Below are 19,533 nucleotides of genomic sequence, written 5' to 3' on the forward strand. Positions count from 1 at the left end.
TGATTATATCGTTGTACATGGAACAATAATCTTCGATGACATTTTTCCTCCATGATAAATCGTCTCATTCGCTACATAACCCTCGGTATGGGTTTTCGTTGTCTTACCATTATTCAAATTAATATCATACAACGGTGCGTTACTTGCTGCAATATCAAGGCGTAATCGATGGCCCTTCGACAATTTATATGCAGTTGTTCCAATATCTGCTAATAAACAAAATGGATGGTTATCCACCACCTTTTCACGATGAAATGAATACATAAGCACCCATGCTCGACCACTTGGATCTACATCAGATATTCGCAATGAAATATCACATAAACTCGTTGGAGAAGAACACCAGATTTCTGCTTTGAGCGTACCTAATAATTGTATGTCGCTACTTATCGGTTTTGTTGTATAAACAAGGACATCATCACGCTCATGAAGGTTACTTATATCAAATATACCGGATTCCACGCCTGCTATCAATGATCCTCCTCCACTGGTCGGAACAGGATGGTATGGATCAAGTGTAAGTGAACTTTCTGTCACCTTACTCGAAGGTTTGGAAACTAGCTCTCCATCACCTGCATTTGTTTGCGATTTTCCCCTGCTTTCCAGAAAAAATTTTTGTTGTTCAACGTTAGGGAATTCATCGTATGCTACCCATCTTTGCTGACCCATCAAGTATAACTGTACTGGTTTTTGAATAGACAATGGCTTATCTTTTAACCATTTGTCAAACCATTGTATATGTACTTCAGTAGGGTCTGCAATTTGATCAGCACCTATATTCTTTGCTGCGCCAGCAAAGAATTCTGTACCGGCTTGACCAGTCATTTGTTCATGCGTCCAAGGTCCAATCCACAACATTTTATCCCCTTGATACGCTTCATAGGCTTGTAAGGTTGGGGAAAGCAATGCGTCAAACCATCCTCCCATAAAAAGAGCTGGTATATCTACATGAGATAACTGCTCCTTCAATTGCAAACGTTCGACTAATTGATTGTCCAACCTCCCTTGCATGATATCGAAGAAAAATGAGCCTGGATCAAGATTCTTCATTGGTGACCACTGATTGGCGGGCGCTTCATGCATATATTCGGTTAGATGCTCCAAATAGTTATTTAGCTGTACTTTATCTAGTAGATTCCTTCGTTTTAATTGGTCTTCAACGATGGAACCTAACACCCATGTTTCAAACTTACCAATCGCATGAGGCGCAGAGCCAGTACCAAGAATATCCCCCCAAGGATCAGCCATTGTCATAACAGGAGCAATGGCTTTTAACGATGGCGGTTGTTCCACTGCAGCAGCAAGTTGTGTATATCCGTGATAAGACATGCCAAATAATCCGACTTTTCCATTGGAAAATGGAAGACGGGCCGCCCATTCTACTGCCTCAAATCCATCTTTTCCTTCATGTACAAATGGATAGAATTCTCCACCAGAGGCATATCTTCCGCGCACGTCTTGAAGGATGACCACATAACCTGCCTCTACCATTCTTGGGACTTCTAGGTATTCATCATAATAGCGTCGCGCTTCCTTGTTATATGGAAGCCTCAACATAAGCACCGGGTATTCTCCTGCTTCGGCGGGACGGTAAACATCGGATTGTAAAACCGTACCATCAGATAATTCACAGGGCATATTTTTATCTATCTCCATGTTATGAGCCTTCATCATTTTCCTCCTCGTTGAACGATTCAGCAAATCTTACTTAGAAGATTTGACGGGCTGCAGTTTCCGTTCAATCCATCCCATAATCAGATCAGCAATAATCGCCATTAACGCTGTTGGAATGGCTCCAGCAAGAATAATTGGTGTACCATCCGTGGCATTTGTTCCAGTAAGGATAATTGCCCCTAGGCCACCAGCACCAACAAACGCCCCGATTGCTGCAATCCCAATACCAATAACTAATGCAGTACGAAGCCCTGCCATAATAACACTAACAGCAAGTGGTAGTTCTACCATGCGAAGCAGTTGAAATCGAGTCATTCCAGAAGCATACCCAGCTTCAACCACATCTTTATTTACCTCTTTCATACCAACATATGTATTTTGCGTAATTGGCAGAATGGAATAAAGCATCAGGGTTACAATTACGGTGTTTGTACCAAGTCCCATTACAATCATAATAACTGCCATTGCTCCCAATGCTGGTATTGTTTGGATAATACTCCCAAATGCCAGTACCCAACTGCTTAATTTCCCGTATTTTGCAATTAGTATACCAAGAGGAATCGAAATGATTGCAGCAAATAATACACCATAGGCGGCCATCAGAAAATGCCTGTAAAACTGCACCCAGATATAACCACTATTCTGACTAACATAATGGATAAATTGTTCCAATGTTTCCAATTCACTCACCCTCCTCTGCTACTGACTGCTCAAAATAATTATGTTCTTCAAGAAACTGTTTGGCTACTTTCCGAGGATTAATTAATTCCACATCCGCTTGATAATTTAGCTCTTGCATCGTTTCTGTAGAAATTTGATTATTTAGCCGTTCCGTAATTTCTCGAATTTCCGGATACTTCTCTAGTACCTCATCTGCAATTACTGGGGACGCGTCATAAGGTGGGAAGAATTGTCGATCATCTTCAAGCACCTTTAAATTAAATTCTTTAATCCGTCCATCGGAAGAGTATGCTAGAACAACATCCATGTAGCCACTAGCCGCCGCTTGATACACGAGTCCTATATTCATTGGGAAAACCTCTCCAAAGGAAAAATAGGATTGTTTAAATCCGTCATATCCGTCCCCTTTACGATTAATCCAAGCGTTATCAACACCGAAACGTAAATCATTCGCATACGGTTCCAAATCAGATATCGTTTCAATATTATTTTCTTTAGCAAATTCCTCGGTCACAGCCACAGAATAACTGTTTTCAAATCCATATGGAGCAGCCCAAGTTTGGTTAAAACGATCTTGGAATTCACGTTTCACTATTTGTAACGCTTTATCTGGGTCCGTGATTGGATCCATGCCAAGAGCTCCGGATAAATCCGTTCCTGTATAACGTGTACTGGTAATATCTAGGTCCCCTCTCGTCATGCCTTGATGCTGAACAATAGATGAACCAAGATGCGTCACTAAATCCGTATCTGCATCCGTTTCTCTCTCAATCATGATTGACAGCATTTCCGCCAGGATATGGGATTCCGATGTACCTAATGAACCAATTTTAATTGTTTCATTAGTTGTACTTGCCAGCCCAGGCAAAGAACAGCCTGAAAGGAACACAAATAGTAGAAGGAATATGCTGCCTTTATAAATCATTGTTTTCACATTTACACCTCCAAGTTTATGCCGTTTTATAAGAATCCTTTAATCCATCGGGTGTTAACCGATTTTCTAAAAATGCAAGTGAGCGATCTGCAATTACAGCAAGTATCGTAGCCGGTATCGTACCAGCAATAATTAGTGATGGCTGATATAAGTTCAATCCATCAAAAATAAAATCACCAAGTCCTCCACCGCCGATAAAAGCTGCAAGTGTTGCCCAACCAACAAGATAAACAGTCGATAGGCGAATACCTGCCATAATTACCGGCAGAGACAAAGGAAGCTCCATCTTCACAATCGATTGCCAATTGCTCATTCCCATTCCTTTACCTGCTTCTTTCACACCTGGATCCACATCTCGCACACCAATATATGTATTTCGTAAAATCGGCAGCAAGGAATAGAAGAATAGTGCGAAAATCGCCGGAACCTTTCCAACCCCCATAATCGGAATGAAGAATGCTAGAATTGCTAGACTTGGAATGGTTTGTAAAATACCAATAAATGAGATGAAACGATCGGCAAAATTCGGTTTCCTCGATAGGACAATTCCAAGCGGTACAGCGACTAAAACGCCAAGAATAATCGCTGCAAGTGATATATATAAATGCTCCCATGTTTTAACAAGCAGTTCATTACCGTATTCTGCAAGAAAATCCATCATTTTCACTTCCCTCCTATTCTGCTTCTGCTGCAGCTACCATGTCATTTGTTTCCATACCATCGCCCCAAATTGTGTCATAGACAAGATTAGCTAATGTCGCACGAGTCACAATTCCTGCTAGTTTTTTCTCATCATCAACAACAGGCACATATTTTACTCCTCGACGAAGGATTTTGTGAACCGTATCACGTAGTAGACTATAACGAGAGACAGAAAATAACTCTTTCTCCATTATTTCTTCTACAAGATGCATCTTCTTATAGTTTAAATTAATCCCCTCTATGTCAATAAAACCTTGGAGCTTATTCTCACTATCTACCACTAACAATGAATCTACATGTCTATCTTTCATTGTAGATATGGCAGATTTCAAAGTCGTTCCCATTTGTACGGTTACAGGTGAATGCTCCATGATTTGTTCGACCGTAGTAACATCAGGCCTGCCTTGAATTAACCGATCCTTACCTAGGAATTCTTCCACAAATTCATTTGCTGGATTTCGCAGAATCTCATCTGGAGTATCTGCTTGAACAATTTGTCCATCTTTCATAATGACAATACGGTCGGCAAGCTTCAACGCTTCATCCATGTCATGTGTTACAAAGACAATGGTCTTATCCAGTTCTTTTTGTAACTTCTTAAATTCTTCTTGTAACGAATCCCTTGTAATTGGATCAAGTGCTCCAAATGGTTCATCCATTAAAATTAGTGGTGGATTTGCTGCTAAAGCACGAAGCACCCCAATGCGTTGTTGTTGACCTCCACTTAATTCGTGCGGATATCGATCAAGAAATTCCTCCGGCATATCTACTAGTTTTAATAACTCACGTGCACGTTTATCCTTCTGCTCTTTGGACCATTTTAATAGCGTCCCAACAAGCACAATATTTTCTTTAATCGTCATATGCGGCATAAGGCCAATTTGCTGAATCACATATCCGATAGATCGCCGTAATTTAACTGGATCTTGTTCTACCACATCTTTTCCATCGACAAGAATAGACCCTTCCGTTTTATCAATTAGGCCATTGACCATCTTCATTGTGGTTGTTTTACCACATCCACTCGGCCCAATAAAACAAACAAACTCTCCTTTTTTAATATGTAAATTTAAATCCTTAACGGCTATTGTACCGTCTTCAAATTGTTTGGAAACGTGTTTAAACTCTAACAATACTAGCACCTCCATTAAACTGTCGAACTTTGTCGCCTATACAAGTATAGGAGAAAGATCCAACAATCGAAACAAGCATTTGAATCCATACACTTTGAAAACTTTATAAAATATTTATTGTACAAAGTTTTTATTCTGTATAACGTAGAATTGCTTAAAAATTCTTCGTATTTAATGGTGATCTGGTTTTTTACTTACAACTAAATAGGAGGTATGAATGTTATCAAAAATTTACATCTGATTTTTTCAATCAGCTTGAAGCAGTATGAATCCTATGGTATTATCGATATCGAAAATCGATATTGTATTTCGAAATAACTCGATAAGAAGGGGTAGAATTGGAAGATAGAGTACTAAGAAAATTAGTTTTAGGTTTTATTCAGATTCATATCTTACATCATGCTGCAGAGCATCCTATCTTTGGCTCCTGGATGTTAGAGGAATTGAAAGAACACGGATATAGCATAAGCGCTGGTACCCTATATCCAATCCTTCATTCGATGGAAGCAGATGGTTTGTTAACGAAAGAAGAACAGAATGTAGAAGGAAAAATCCGAAAGTATTACACATCCACGGATAAAGGCTTGACTGTTCTTAAAGAAGCGCGAGCGAAAGCGTATGAACTATTTAAAGAAATTAAAGATTAGCCGGAGGAGATGAAATGAAAAAGAAGAAGAACAATCAAAACAAAAACGTATCTATTCCATCGTTACTGGAAATCTTATTTGTCTCAACGAGATTAGGCTTAACTTCATTCGGCGGGCCAATCGCGCATCTTGGTTATTTTCATGAAGAATACATTCGTAGACGGAAATGGATGGATGAGAAGCATTATGCTGATTTAGTAGCATTATGCCAGTTCCTACCTGGACCTGCGAGTAGCCAGGTTGGTATTGGGATAGGCGTAATGCGTGCTGGAGTACTTGGCGGTATTGTTTCGTTTTTAGGGTTCACTATTCCTTCTGTACTAGCTCTTATCGTGTTTGCTCTACTCATGCAAGGCCTAGACATTGGTAGTGCCGGTTGGATTCAAGGTTTAAAAATCGTAGCGGTTGCTGTTGTTGCTCATGCAATTATCGGAATGGCTCAAAAACTAACTCCTGATTTAAAGCGAAAAGCGATCGCACTACTTTCATTAGTAGTAACCCTGCTATGGCAAACAGCATATACCCAAATAGGCATTATACTATTATCTGGGTTTATTGGGTTTCTCATCTATAAAAAACAATACAAATGATGATGCAAATATTCATTTTCCAATTTCAAAGCGTTTTTCGTTCATTTGTATATCGCTATTTTTCGGGCTAATACTATTACTTCCCATTTTAAGAGAAATCAGTGCGAATCATTGGATCGCTATGTTCGATAGTTTTTATCGATCTGGATCGCTAGTATTCGGTGGCGGACACGTCGTCTTGCCTTTACTTGAACGTGAATTTGTACCTACAGGGTGGTTGAGTGAAGAAGCCTTTCTTGCTGGTTATGGTGCAGCTCAAGCCGTCCCGGGACCATTATTTACCTTTGCTGCCTATCTAGGTGCTATAATGAATGGCTGGTTAGGGGGGATCCTTGCAACCTTTGCAATCTTTCTACCTGCTTTTCTACTAATCTTAGGAACTCTCCAGTTTTGGGATAGTCTTCGCAGTAATCGAAAAATCAAAGGTGCATTAATGGGCGTAAACGCAGCAGTAGTTGGAATTCTTATTTCTGCCTTCTATCAACCAATTTGGACAAGCTCTATTTTAGAGCCGATTGATTTTGCTTTTGCTGCCATCCTTTTCAGTATGTTAGTTTACTGGAAATTGCCTCCTTGGACAGTTGTACTGACAGGAGCAATCGGAGGCACCTTACTATCGTTTATTTAAAGATTTATTTTTTCATTCCTCCTAGGTATAGTTCATTATGGAACCTTATACTGGGAGGTGATAATTTTTATCTATCTATTTAAGATATAGTCACTTCCTTCCTAAACTTGAACTTCCGTAATGGAGTTCCGCACTGACTTCATGATTTTCTCAAATGCTTCCTGCGCTTTTACCGAATCACGCTCCTGAATCGCTTGTAGCAATGTTTCATGGTAAGGATAGCTTTGGTCAAAAATATCGTCTTTTCCAAATGGCACATTCCAAAATTCATGAAAGGTTTCCCAGAAAGAATGGATCATGCTCTCAAGCATCGAATTATTTGATGCACGGTAAATAGCCTGATGAAAATTAGAATCTGCCAGATTTGCCTTCTCTCTTTTCCCTTCACTCAAAAATCGAACATATTGTTTTAAATGTAATTTCATCACTTGAATATCCGCTTCATCAGCTACTTGTACAGCTAATTGCACAGCTTTTCCTTCCAGTGCCTCCCTCACCTCAAGCGTCTCTAGTAAGAAATTCTTTTTATCTTCCACTTCAAAGGCAAGCTGAACCTGAAAAGGATTCATATCTTTAATGTAAGTCCCTTTCCCATTTAATACTTCAATGGCTCCTTGAGCTTCGAGGAGCTGAAGGGCTTCTCTTAATGAAGATCTTCCAATTTGCAATATATCTACCAATTGAGCTACAGAAGGTAGTTTATCACCGCTCTTCAGATTTTCCCTTTTTATATAATCTTTGATTTCCTTTGCACAGATTTCCGATAATCGCTTCTTTTTTATTGCTTTCACTTCATTCACCTCTGAATCAGCTATGTACAGCTATTATACTATTGGGTTTGATTAATAACAAAGGCCCAGCATTTATTTTCAGAAAAAACAAACCTTTCATACAGGTTGATAGTATGATAATATAAATGCAACGATTAAAAAAGTGGACATAACGCGAGAAACTTTTCAAATGGCTTTCGTTGTACTCCATTTAATGATACCGCTTTAAAGTAAGAAGAGAGCCTTTCTCCTCCAATCTATTAGACAAACTAGTTTGTTTCGCAGAACTTTTAAAGCGTTTACAAAAATAGTATTTAACGGTCTATTAACAAGCAGTTCAAATTTATTAACCAACGATTTTTGAACATGGATTCCATGTGCTGCAAACAAGCAAAATTTTACTAAAGGGAGAGATACAAGTGAGTCAAAATGAAGTGAAACGCCCAACTGTACGAATGGCATTAATTCCCATTGCCTTGTCTCTTATCATTTTTATTGTCGGTATTGGTGTGCTTCAATACCAAGCTGAACTAATGCTCATCTTCGCAGGCGTACTGTTTTCACTATTCGCTAAGTTTTACGGCCATAACTGGGAAACGATTATTACCGTTATGGGAGAAAAAATCAAAACCGCTTTGCCCGCTATTCTTATATTATTCAGTATCGGACTATTAATCGGTACCTGGATGATTTCAGGGACAATCCCATTCTTCGTTTATTACGGGCTGGAAATCATCAACCCTACTTACTTATATGTACTTGCATTTATAACGACAGCCATCGTGTCAACATGTACTGGTACCTCATGGGGATCAGCTGGAACGATCGGTGTCGCGCTCATGAGTATTGCCCAAACGATGGATTTATCCATGACAATCACCGCGGGTGCAGTCGTGTCAGGCGCTTATTTTGGAGATAAACTCTCACCATTATCTGATACTACCAATATGAGTGCACTTGCCGCAGGCTCGAATTTGTATGAACACATTAAGCATATGCTCTACACCGCTGTCCCCTCATCTATTATTGCTATCATCATTTTTTATTTTGTTGGACTACAAATTGATTCATCACCAACGCAGTTAACGAGTATTGAAGAGATGCTGACTGGGATTAGTGAGTTGTTCAGTCTTACCCCTTTGGTTTTACTTCCAGCAGTGATCGTTATTACAGGTTCTCTCATGAAGAAAAATCCATTAATCGTACTGTTTTGTTCAGCAGTGACGGCAATGATCATCGCCCTGCTATTTCAACATGCCACCGTTGCTAACTTATTTACGGCGGCCGTTGAAGGATTCAATACAGAAATGCTAGGTGTCGCTCCAGAACTTATTTCTGCAGATATTCAGGAACTACTTAACCGCGGCGGACTTTATTCGATGTACAATGCAACGTTCTTTGTGTTCTGTGCATTCTTTTTCGCTTCTGCATTAGAGGTTTCCCAAGCGCTTAACGTTATCCTTGAAAAAGTTATAGCTTACCTAAAATCCATTGGAAGTGTAATCTTCGCTTCTCTAGTAACAGGTTTTGCTGTGATCAATTGTACGTCGAATGCCCTCGTCACCTACTTCCTAATCAAAGATATTTATGGTGATGTGTACAAAAAGAGGAATCTGCACCCAGTAAATTTATCTCGTAGCATGGAAGATTCAGTCACCATTACAGAAGTTCTTATGCCATGGACCGTTTCAGGTGTATTTATGGCAACGACACTAGGTGTAGGTAACTTTGAGTTCCTCCCATGGGCAGTTTTTAACTTGGGCGGTATCGTTTTCTCTGCTTTATACGGTTTTCTTGCTCCTTATACAAATAGTTTTGGTATTAAAAAATTAAATAGTCAACAAGTAACAGAAGAAAAAAATCAACAAGTAATGTAATAGGGGATAGACAGGCACCCATTATTTCTAACGTAATATACTTATATAGAAGGAGTGATGGCAATGCCTTGGCAAGAAAAAATCAGATTTTTAATAGGGCAACCTGTAGGAATTTCCTTAACAAATGGGCAAGGCACATCAGGAGTTTTATGCGGTACTTCTGACAGAAAGGTCCTTGTTATTGAGTACATGTATCAAGATCAGTTCGCTATGAAACAATACGATTTTTATATGATTCAGGATATAAATGGATTTCCACCTTGTCATAATCAACAACCACTTTATTAATAAGATTTGATTCTCATCTGAAAAAAGAATCTAACTGTTCTTGCAAAGTAGCCCTTTAATGTCTTACCCATTTAAGTTCGTTTCAATGATACAAACTTAAATGGGTAGCAACACCACTGCATATCATAAAAGAAACATCGTAATACCACTTACCCTACTGTTCCCGGTACTGTATATCCAAGTACAGAACATAGCGAGAAAACATAAATTTCAGAAGGGTCAGTTGGATTATCCGCTAAATAAACGAGGCAATCTTTAACGTTTACTACAAATAATGGGTTATCTGAAATTGAACCTAACCCTTCAATGACAATATCAACAGCAACTCCTAAACTAGAAGCACTAGCTAACTCTCTTCCTATTACTTCCGCACACGTTGGACAGTCATATTTATCTCTATCATTTCATGGACGATGTAATGACCATTCATATCTATTTGATAATTAGTTAGCCAATTCGTAACTTCATTTAAGAAAGCTTAACGATCATCTCCACAATAAAGATGATAATGGTTAACCTTAGTAGTTTCAAATATGGTGATCACCATATTTGAATTGGGGTATAATATTAACTCTGTGAGCAAGAGCACTACGTATTCTTATCAGCTAATATTACACTTCTGGAGCCAATACATAAAAGAAGTATTAGCTCAAAGAAGATTTACAATTCATAGTATTACCTTGGCAATATCAGTGAGGGTCAGAGTTACTTTGCCACATACTCCCTTCAGATTTCACCTCACAGTGGAACCCTTCTCTCTGTCTAACGGGGCTTACTACCAAGCCCGTAAGAGACCTCCACTCCCTAGACATAACACATGCACAGAACAAAAAATAGCATACCAAAACTTATGTGATTTGGTATGCTAAATATTATTTTATTTTTTGCCTCTCCATTGTAAGTGAATTACTTAGTTTCTTACAGACTTTTTCAATCCCATTGAAAGAAGTTTTTATTTGGTTTTGTATCAGTTTCTCTAAGCGTTTTTACTTATTGCTTATACAACAACACTAACAACCAGTACTAATTTTACTTAAAAGCATCTTGAGTAGTTGGATTATTACTCAAGATATTATTCTTATACAATAAATAATACGTTGCTGCAGACCAACTGAAGTTTTTCGTACTAATACCTTTCCCATTTAGAGGATTATAATTTTCATGAATTGGAGCATTACCCATTAAACCTTCTGCATGGTAAAAAAGTTTTTTAGTTTCTTCAATTGCTTCTATATCAAAACCGTAATTTTGTAATGCTTCTATTCCAAACAACGCTTGATCTAACCAAACTGGACCACGCCAATAGTCACTTGGACTGAATTTTTCGTTATCCTTTGATGCGGTTGGAAAAGGCATATACGTATTAAATTTATCTTTATCCATTATATTGTCTTTTACAGTTTCTGCTTGCTCGTCTGTAGCTAAGTTTGCCCAAAGTGGAAGCCATCCTTCAGTTCCCTTACCTCTGTTAACTAATAATTTTGTTTCAGACCCATCATCATTAATTTGTAAATCGTAAAAGTATCCTGATTCTTTGTCATACATGTTTTCCTGTATATACATCTTCAGTTTGCTTGCATCTTTACTTAATGTTTTCTCGTCTTCATTCCTATCAAGTTCAGCTGCCATCAGTTTCAAAAAGCCTTTTTCAGCATACAGATAGGAGTTCAAATCAACAGACTCTTGGTTGATTGAATAACCCACTACTTCTCCATCTCTTTTATTTTCAAACACTTTTACACCTACATCATCTTCACCGATACCTTCTTTATCAAAACGAGTAGCATTGTCCATGCCGCTTTCCCAAGCAGCAGCTTCAATTATGGCCTCATCATTAAGTTCAGGTTGTCCTTTTTTATCCTTTATAACTTTACCGTCTTCATCCGTTTTCCAATTGGCCTCACTTACCATGCTTCCATATTCAGCAACACCATTATTGTCGTGATCACGGTTTGTATACCACCAATTATGGTAATCCATTAATTTAGGATACATTTCTTCTAAAAATTCTTTATCATTCGTTTCCTCATAAATATTCCAAACCGCCCAAGCTGACAATGGTGGTTTAGAATTTCTTTCATTCCAGTTGCCACCTTCTCCTCCACGCGAACTATTCTGGTTATAGAATATAGCATCAATAATTGCGCCTTCATCTTGTGGACGAACGTTATCATCAGACTTAATCTGGTAATCGAACAAAGCACGTACATTGTTCTTTGCTAAATCAGGATTAAATTCTGCTAAAGCAACGTCTGCTTTCCAAGAATCCCAACTCCACATACCCATAAACCATTTATAAGACATCGAAGGAACAATTCCATCATGCTTGATGGCTCCAGCAGGACTTTGCCAGTTAGTCATTAAGGTTTCAATTGATTTTACTACCGCATTCTGATATTGCGGAAAATCTCTTACTTTTTCTCCAGTAAAGGTTTTATCTAGGTATCCTTGCCATCTCTGCTTATTGTCTTTAAAATGACTCTCTGGTTCACCCATATAATCAGATGATTTTTCTTGCTCTTGAGAAAACTCATCTTCTGTAAAAGTGTAGGATTCCGTTGTATAGGTTTCAAATGTTTCACCCGGATCTAAACTTACAGAATCCTCAAGTGAAGAGATATAATCCAATCCGTTTATTTCCGTATTGATCTTTTTATCGTGAGAAATATAATACTTCACTTCATCAGTAGCGAAATAGTTCCACTGTTCTCGAACGTTGCTAAAATTAACTTGTATTGCGTTTCCATCTTTTTGTAAACTTGTTCCGATATCAAGTGTATTATTCCCATCAATAACGCTATTGAATACTGAACCTCTCCAAGAAATATCTAATTCCAAAGATTCTTCGTCAGTGTTCACCATATTTGTACGTATTAATGCAGTACGATTACTAACAAAAATCAATGTAATGTCTAATGTGAGATCACCTAACTCATATTTTTGTTCTAATCTACCTGGATAGGAAGACAAATCGATATACTTACTTTTACTTAAATCATACTGTTCATTTGTTTCTTTATTTGTAATTTGAATACGATTAATGGAATCAGAGAGGTTAACTGGGTATTCTTCACTAACAATTAATGGTCCAGCAAAACCACCTAATAATTTTTTATTATCTTTAGCAGGCTGATAGTAACCATGCCAAGCACCAAGATCAGAAAAATGATTAAACTTATTTGTTTCATATACCCCATGAGCTTCTTCTGTAGGATTCGCTGATAAATCCAATATGTTTGCAAATCGATCAACGTTTATACGGGCTATATCAGAGTTAGTTCCCGTATCCCCCTCTGAACTAACGTTTGCCTCGTTACTTGTACTGTTCTTTTCGTTTTCACAACCTAAAACAATAAAAGGCATTACCAAGATACATAGGCTAACAACGAAGCTTCTTTTCCATCCCCTTTTTTTCATAAAAATCCTCCTTTTATATTATGTTTAGGTTCCTCATTTCAGCTATGGTAGCGATATATCGGGTTGTACAGCAGGCTAATGGAGTAGCCATTGCATTTATTGCTCAACAGTATCACTATCCGAACTCTGCCAAGATAATACCACTGAAGGTTATTATTCCTATGTCTGCATGCTCGTCAAAACGTCTGTTATACTCAAGCGTCACCTGAAAAGATAGATTGTTAAAACCATTGCCGTAAGGGCAAGTTAAACGCGGACTAACATTTAAGAAGAAAGGAGATTCCCCCCTTTCTTCTTTAGTTATTTCAGCGACAGTTCAAATTCCAACGTGAAATCTCGAAATTTACAGCGGTATTTATCTAATTGGTCTTGTCCACATGAGTTACTGCCAAGGCCATTTTGTTGTTGATCGATGTGAAGTATAATATAGTCCCGTTCCTGCAGATCAACCGTGTGCTTTGCTTTCTCTAAATCGGCATCTTCATAACGTAAGGCGCTGAAGTTAATCCTTTTATCTGCCTTACAATGAAGTGATATACTATCATTACCTAAGCAGACCCAGTCACAGTCCATATGGTTGCCATTGGCCTGTGGTTTCACATAGTTGACAAACAAATCATCTATATGTTTATGAAAAACTCCTGGATAGGCTGACTGACAGGAATCCGTATAATTTTCGTGTGGTCCAAGCCCCCGCCATGAGGCCTTATCTAATGATCTGTTTACTCTCATTTGCACACCAATCCTTGGCAACATTGGCGGTGCATTGTCTTTACGACCGGAAGCAATGCCTTCTAGCGCAACCTGTATTTTGCCATCCGCAAAGACCTTATACGTGTATGTTAAATCATAGTACCATGAATTGTTCGTGGTTCCGTAAAGTGAACGCATCCGCCACTCAAAATGGTCCTTTTTTAGCTCATATTGCACATCGCGTACCATGTCATGACCAAGATGCAGGAAATAGTCATTTCGATAATCTTCCAAAATATACATATCATTATCAATAGGTGCTCGCCAAAGATTGAAAGCAGGCCCTTGTTCGATTATTCGATGACCATTATATGTTGAATCCAATATTTGCCCAAGCACTTTATCAAACGTTACCTTGAATTTTTCTCCTGAAACCGTAACTAGCCCATTCTCTTCGACGTACGTTATATTACCGGAATCAGCCCCCTTATAATTAATGGTAGGTATAGCTTCATCATACACAAAAACACTTCTTGTAACTTCAAAGCCTGCTTTTGCCCAGTTTGTTGCGCGCTTCAGTGTATAGGTGAAATGCACCGTATATCGTATTTCTGGTTTGGTTTGTTTCGCATTAGGATAAGAAATAACGATATTGGCAGCATTTCCAGGCTGTATATCTGGAATGACCTGTTCTTTTTCCGCAACTAGCTTATCATCTTCATAAAATTGACAGGTCAATTGATAGTCGTCCAGTGAATTAAAATCCAACCGGTTTACTAATTCATAGATGCCGGCACGAATGTCAAAGGCTCTCGTTTCAACCGGTTCAATAACCTTTTTGTATTCCTTCAAGCTAGTGGAAGGAGTCCGGTCTGGCATTAATAAGCCATCTATACAAAAGTTTCCGTTGTTTGGTTCATCACCAAAGTCCCCGCCATACTTATAATACGTTCTTCCATCGTCACTATAGGACTCAATACCATGGTCAAACCATTCCCAAATAAAGCCGCCCTGCATATGGTCATATTTGTAAAAAATATCCTGATATTCTTTTAAATTCCCTGGTCCGTTTCCCATGGCATGTCCATACTCGCACAATATATGTGGTTTGGTTGTGCTACTAGCAATCTGGTCCATTGTCTGTTTGCTGTCGTGCTCAAGCCAGGTGTACATGGTAGAGTACACATCCGTTACCTCGGCCTCAAAGTCACCTTCATAATGTACTAACCTTGTCGGGTCTGTTGCTTTTGCATATTCCGCCATTTTCCGGAAGTTATGCCCAAAAGCAGATTCATTTCCTAGTGACCACATAATGATGGATGGGTGGTTTTTATCCCTCATAAGCGTTCGTTTTAAACGGTTAACAAAAGCCTCTTCCCAATCCAGGTTATCGGCAAGCCATTTATAATCCTCTGTTAATTCGAAGCCATGGCATTCTAGATCGGCTTCATCGATGACATATAAACCGTATTGATCACACAACTCATATAGACATGGGGCATTTGGATAATGTGCAGTCCGTACTGCATTAATGTTATGCTTCTTCATTAAGGTAATATCTGCTTCTACATCTTCTTTTGTTGTTACACGACCTTTTAACGGGTGATAATCATGCCGGTTGACGCCTTTCAGATTGATCGCAACACCATTTACCAGAAAAGTATTTCCTTTCACTTCCACTTGTCTGAATCCTACTTGCTGATGGATTGTTTCCACCATTTCCTTGCCGCTATAAACAGTCATTGCGAGTGTATATAAATAAGGATCTTCTGATGACCACTTGATGGGATTATTTACTTTTTTTACAAGACTTTCACGGCTGTCCTGTTCTTCTTGAAAAATAGTATTTCCGTCGTTATCCTCTAATTGATAATGAATGTTCTGCCCTTTATATTCAACTGTTGGATGAACAATTAAGGTGGCATGATGATAGTCATCGTCAAAAACTGTTTTTACCGTAAAATCATATAAACCGACAACGGGTCTAGCAAAAAGCTCCACATCCCGAAAGATGCCGCTTAACCACCACATGTCCTGATCTTCGAGATATGTTCCATCAGACCATTGAAAAACCCTTACTGTTAACATGTTTTTGCCAGTAATCAATTGATCAGATAGATCAAATTCACTCTGTATTCTGGCACCTTTGCTGTAACCTATAAAAGTATCATTCAAATAGACTTCAAACGCAGAATCAACACCCTGGAACCTTAAAATATATTGATAATCGGTCTGTATTTCATCTATATCAAAAGTTGTCCGATAAATACCTGTGGGGTTTTCAACAGGCACATACGGTGGTATGATCGGGAAATTATACCATAGATCAGAGTAATGCATGTTTCCATATCCCTGTCTTTGCCAATTCCCAGGAACTTCAATCGTATCCCAACTAGTATAATCATAACTAGTTTTATAAAAATCTTGCGGGCTGTATTCCGGTGCATCTAAAAATAAAAACGACCACCTGCCATTCAACTTTTGATAAAAATGTGTATGTCCCAGTTCACCAGTTTTCGCATCTATTTCTGAAGGGAAACTGGTAAAATGCGCCCTTGGCTCCATTCTGTTAATACTGTCTGTATGGTTGTCTTCCCATAGTTTTTTATTAACCAATTCAAACACCACCTAATTATTTTTTTGCTTGGTTTCATATTTTTTGTAGAAAATAAGGGCAATTCCAATGAAAACAATAATACCAAGTATGTTATAAAGCAGCTTAAATAAGGGATTTACTGATCCTTCAGCATATGTTCCAGTTTGGAAATAGTCTATTAAAGCCCACGGAGATGGGAAGGTTGACGTTAGAAATGCAAATGTAAAGAGTGCCAATAATAGTATTCCAATGAATATTCCTGTGTTTCTGCTCCCCATCCTAAAGGAGCGTGATATATTATCCTTTTTAACGCGTAATACGATATACGAGATAAGTAGAAACAGTACAGGAATTAGTGAAGTTGCAGCTGTCATATTAATTAAAGTTGCTAATAATGTATCAATTGCCCCAATTCCGATTGCAGGTATAATCATTAAACCGGTTACAACGATTCCTTGGATTATTAAGGCATTTGTCGGATTACCTTCTTCGTTCGTTTTGGAAATCCATTTTCCAAAAATACCCTTTGGAATTTCAGAGAATAAAATTTTAACAGGTGCAGCCATCCAGATAATAAGAGAACCTAATGCACTAAGCAGCATAATTAACCCTACAAATCTTGTTGTTATACCATTTCCAACGCCGAAGTGACTTCCCAATATAGTAAAAGCGTCAAATAATGCGGTAGAATAATTGTCCTGAAGTTGTCCAGCCGGCATAATTAAGCCAACTGATACTGCGCCCAGTGCATATATCACACCGATGGATATGGCAGAAATGGCAAGTGTTTTTACAAAGGATTTATTACCTCCTTTAATATCTTTTACATAGACACCAACTGCCTCTGCGCCGCCAACAGCTTGTAGAATCCAGGCCAATGTCATAAAATAGGTCCAATTCGTAGTTGGCATTACTGTTTCAGTACTGAATTCCTGTGCAGAAGGAACACCTATCCAAAAGATTACTGCTAGTGTCAGAACGATAAAGCCTATACCCATTAATATTCTGGCGAAACCGGATACATCTGTGATTTTAGTGATCCAGGATATCCCTTTGATAGAAACAAATGTAGCCAGCCAAAAAACCAAAATGGATAGTATTGAAATGGTAAGTGTTGCGTGAATACCTTCAAAGACATTATGACCCGTGAATGTAAACGAAGCATAGATAAGTGTTTGAGGTAATAGTGCAACAAAATAAAATAAGTTTACAAAAAAGTATGACCAAGAACCCAAGAACGCCCATTTCTCTCCAAGTGCTGTTCTTATCCAGCTATATACACCTGATTCTGAATCTTCATTTGCAGAGGAAAATTCTCCAATCATTAAAGCAAAAGGTAGAAAGTAGAATATTGTTGCGAAAAGAAAGGTAGGTACAGCAGCCATTCCTATACTAGCGGTTGCATTTATGATGTTATTAAATGCAAACACAGCTGTAAAAGTCATCAACAAAAATGAAATGGAAGTAATTCTTCTTCGGTCTTGTTTCATGTTTATTCCCTCCTTAAAAATAAAGGTTGTTGTTGCGCTGCCAACCGTTTACTGATACCATTAGAAAACGTAACCATCAGTGGTTACGCTTTCAGTATATATATATAAATTAATTTCAGAAATAGCTAAAAGTTGCTAATGATTAGCATTATGTTGCAAATGGGGGTTTTTATATGTTTGATTCAATAGGTACATATTTAAAAGATACCAAACTGAGCGATGAATTCGATATTTTCGAATGTGGATATGAGGATGTACAACCTAGAGATCCTTACCAATATGAGCCTATCGATTACTACTTGATTCACTATATATTAAAAGGTGAAGGTCTTTTTTTTATCAATGATGAGATACATCACCTTAAAAACGGAGAAGGTTTTTTAATCCCCCCAAATACAAAGAATAATTACTATCCTTTAGTGGGTAACCCATGGAGCTACAGATGGATAGGATTTAAAGGGGGGTTATGTAAGGAGTTTTTTCAAAAGTGCGGGCTTTTGACATCTACAAAAGCAGGGACGGAAAACTTCACATACAGATACGATGATAAAGATAAGATGGATAGCCTTTTTGCTAATGTTTATTATTATTCTATTAATAATAAACACTTAGCTGCACTTGGTGAGTCGTATCACATATTAGAATTATTAATTGACAAGCATCAAGAAGATTTACGTCAAGGTATGTCAAATTCAGAAAGATATGTACAGTGTGCATTAAAATATATTGAAAAAAATTATTCCAGTTCAGATCTAACAGTGGAAAGAGTTGCGAAAGTTGTTCAATTGCAACGATCATACTTATTCAGGTTATTTAAAAGGCACCTGAATTTAAGTCCAAAAACGTATATCATACAGACACGACTGAATAAATCAACAGAGTTATTACGAAAAGGAAGCAATACGATTGAAGAAATTGCCTATCTTGTTGGTTTTACCAATCCACACCACTTTTCAAGACAATTTTCGAAATATAAGGGAATGTCCCCTGCAAAATATCGTTCACAATTTATTTCTCGTTAGAATCACTTTGATTGTTAGGTTCCTATTATAAGGATAAAGGAGCGTCATGGATAGACTTATGGCTTGGGAAATAAATGCTTACCGTTTCGCTATCACGATAATCCATTTCAAAGAGGCTACATGTCAACCATAATTGCAATGATTAAAAACTAGAAGAATTCTGTATTGAAATTCTAATAGGGAGTTGAAATTGTAACTATTAAAAATGAAGAGGAGCTAGACCAAGCTTTTTTTAATGTTTCAATTCATCTACGAATAGTTGTATTATAAGTTGATAGTTTGAACAAAATTCCCTCTTTGTATATCTTCATTGTTGTAAGCAATTTGACAAAAAATCCCCCCATAAGGCAAAACAGTTTTTTAATTTCTAGCCTGTCTACCTTATGGGGGG

General features: G+C 37.9%; 13 protein-coding genes and 1 pseudogene. 5 read left to right on the forward strand and 9 right to left on the reverse strand.

The features are described from left to right. Positions 1-3: 3 nt before the first annotated feature. Genes M948_RS41080 through M948_RS41100 form a run of 5 tightly spaced genes read right to left on the reverse strand, consistent with a single transcriptional unit; the run spans position 4 to position 5,124 of the window. The gene (locus tag M948_RS41080) at positions 4-1,671 is read right to left on the reverse strand and encodes a CocE/NonD family hydrolase (protein ID WP_021292462.1); all 1,668 of its coding nucleotides are present in this window, start codon (positions 1,669-1,671) and stop codon (positions 4-6) included. Between the two features lie 33 nt (positions 1,672-1,704). Beyond that, positions 1,705-2,355, reverse strand: coding sequence for an ABC transporter permease (locus M948_RS41085; RefSeq protein WP_021292463.1), 651 nt, complete (start codon positions 2,353-2,355; stop codon positions 1,705-1,707). 1 nt (position 2,356) lies between these two features. Beyond that, a complete protein-coding gene (locus M948_RS41090; RefSeq protein WP_031335834.1) occupies positions 2,357-3,280 on the reverse strand; it encodes an osmoprotectant ABC transporter substrate-binding protein in 924 nt (307 codons plus the stop codon). Between the two features lie 25 nt (positions 3,281-3,305). Then, positions 3,306-3,950 carry an ABC transporter permease gene (locus tag M948_RS41095; RefSeq protein WP_021292465.1) on the reverse strand — a complete coding sequence of 215 codons (645 nt, stop codon included), beginning with the start codon at positions 3,948-3,950 and terminating at the stop codon, positions 3,306-3,308. Between the two features lie 13 nt (positions 3,951-3,963). Next, a complete protein-coding gene (locus M948_RS41100; protein WP_021292466.1) occupies positions 3,964-5,124 on the reverse strand; it encodes a betaine/proline/choline family ABC transporter ATP-binding protein in 1,161 nt (386 codons plus the stop codon). A gap of 338 nt (positions 5,125-5,462) precedes the next feature. Between M948_RS41100 and M948_RS41105 the strand changes: the two genes are divergently transcribed. Both M948_RS41105 and M948_RS41110 read left to right on the forward strand, forming a co-directional pair. Beyond that, the gene (locus M948_RS41105) at positions 5,463-5,771 is read left to right on the forward strand and encodes a PadR family transcriptional regulator (RefSeq protein ID WP_021292467.1); all 309 of its coding nucleotides are present in this window, start codon (positions 5,463-5,465) and stop codon (positions 5,769-5,771) included. Between the two features lie 14 nt (positions 5,772-5,785). Continuing rightward, positions 5,786-6,989: pseudogene (locus M948_RS41110) on the forward strand (chromate transporter). 101 nt (positions 6,990-7,090) lie between these two features. On the opposite strand, the gene M948_RS41115 reads toward M948_RS41110, so the two are convergent. After that, the gene (locus M948_RS41115; RefSeq protein WP_021292468.1) at positions 7,091-7,780 is read right to left on the reverse strand and encodes a FadR/GntR family transcriptional regulator; all 690 of its coding nucleotides are present in this window, start codon (positions 7,778-7,780) and stop codon (positions 7,091-7,093) included. A gap of 398 nt (positions 7,781-8,178) precedes the next feature. On the opposite strand from M948_RS41115, the gene nhaC reads away from it, so the two are divergent. Together nhaC and M948_RS41125 are read left to right on the forward strand one after the other, a co-directional pair. Continuing rightward, complete coding sequence (gene nhaC, locus M948_RS41120; RefSeq protein ID WP_021292469.1) at positions 8,179-9,636, forward strand: Na+/H+ antiporter NhaC; 1,458 nt, start codon at positions 8,179-8,181, stop codon at positions 9,634-9,636. A gap of 63 nt (positions 9,637-9,699) precedes the next feature. Then, on the forward strand, positions 9,700-9,924 hold the full coding sequence (locus tag M948_RS41125; protein ID WP_021292470.1) for a hypothetical protein: 225 nt from the start codon (positions 9,700-9,702) through the stop codon (positions 9,922-9,924). Between the two features lie 1,029 nt (positions 9,925-10,953). On the opposite strand, the gene ygjK is transcribed toward M948_RS41125, so the two are convergent. The 3 genes from ygjK to M948_RS41140 all read right to left on the reverse strand — a co-directional run bounded on the left by ygjK (position 10,954) and on the right by M948_RS41140 (position 18,120). Next, positions 10,954-13,341: an alpha-glucosidase gene (gene ygjK, locus M948_RS41130; protein WP_021292471.1), complete on the reverse strand. Its 2,388-nt coding sequence runs from the start codon at positions 13,339-13,341 to the stop codon at positions 10,954-10,956. Positions 13,342-13,641: 300 nt separating this feature from the next. Beyond that, on the reverse strand, positions 13,642-16,650 hold the full coding sequence (gene ebgA, locus M948_RS41135; RefSeq protein WP_021292472.1) for a beta-galactosidase subunit alpha: 3,009 nt from the start codon (positions 16,648-16,650) through the stop codon (positions 13,642-13,644). 12 nt (positions 16,651-16,662) lie between these two features. Beyond that, positions 16,663-18,120 carry an amino acid permease gene (locus tag M948_RS41140; RefSeq protein WP_021292473.1) on the reverse strand — a complete coding sequence of 486 codons (1,458 nt, stop codon included), beginning with the start codon at positions 18,118-18,120 and terminating at the stop codon, positions 16,663-16,665. A gap of 173 nt (positions 18,121-18,293) precedes the next feature. Between M948_RS41140 and M948_RS41145 the strand changes: the two genes are divergently transcribed. After that, entirely contained in the window at positions 18,294-19,142 is an 849-nt protein-coding gene (locus M948_RS41145) for an AraC family transcriptional regulator (RefSeq protein ID WP_021292474.1), read from the forward strand. Positions 19,143-19,533 lie beyond the last annotated feature (391 nt).

It is taken from the genome of Virgibacillus sp. CM-4, from assembly GCF_000445495.1.
GTDB lineage: Bacteria > Bacillota > Bacilli > Bacillales > Amphibacillaceae > Virgibacillus > Virgibacillus salexigens.

Coding starts and splice junctions, on each gene's coding strand:
- M948_RS41080 (WP_021292462.1), bottom strand. CDS start 1,671: ATGAAGGCTCATAACATGGAGATAGATAAAAATATGCCCTGTGAATTA.
- M948_RS41090 (WP_031335834.1), bottom strand. CDS start 3,280: ATGATTTATAAAGGCAGCATATTCCTTCTACTATTTGTGTTCCTTTCA.
- M948_RS41095 (WP_021292465.1), bottom strand. CDS start 3,950: ATGATGGATTTTCTTGCAGAATACGGTAATGAACTGCTTGTTAAAACA.
- M948_RS41125 (WP_021292470.1), top strand. CDS start 9,700: ATGCCTTGGCAAGAAAAAATCAGATTTTTAATAGGGCAACCTGTAGGA.
- ygjK (WP_021292471.1), bottom strand. CDS start 13,341: ATGAAAAAAAGGGGATGGAAAAGAAGCTTCGTTGTTAGCCTATGTATC.
- M948_RS41140 (WP_021292473.1), bottom strand. CDS start 18,120: ATGAAACAAGACCGAAGAAGAATTACTTCCATTTCATTTTTGTTGATG.
- M948_RS41145 (WP_021292474.1), top strand. CDS start 18,294: ATGTTTGATTCAATAGGTACATATTTAAAAGATACCAAACTGAGCGAT.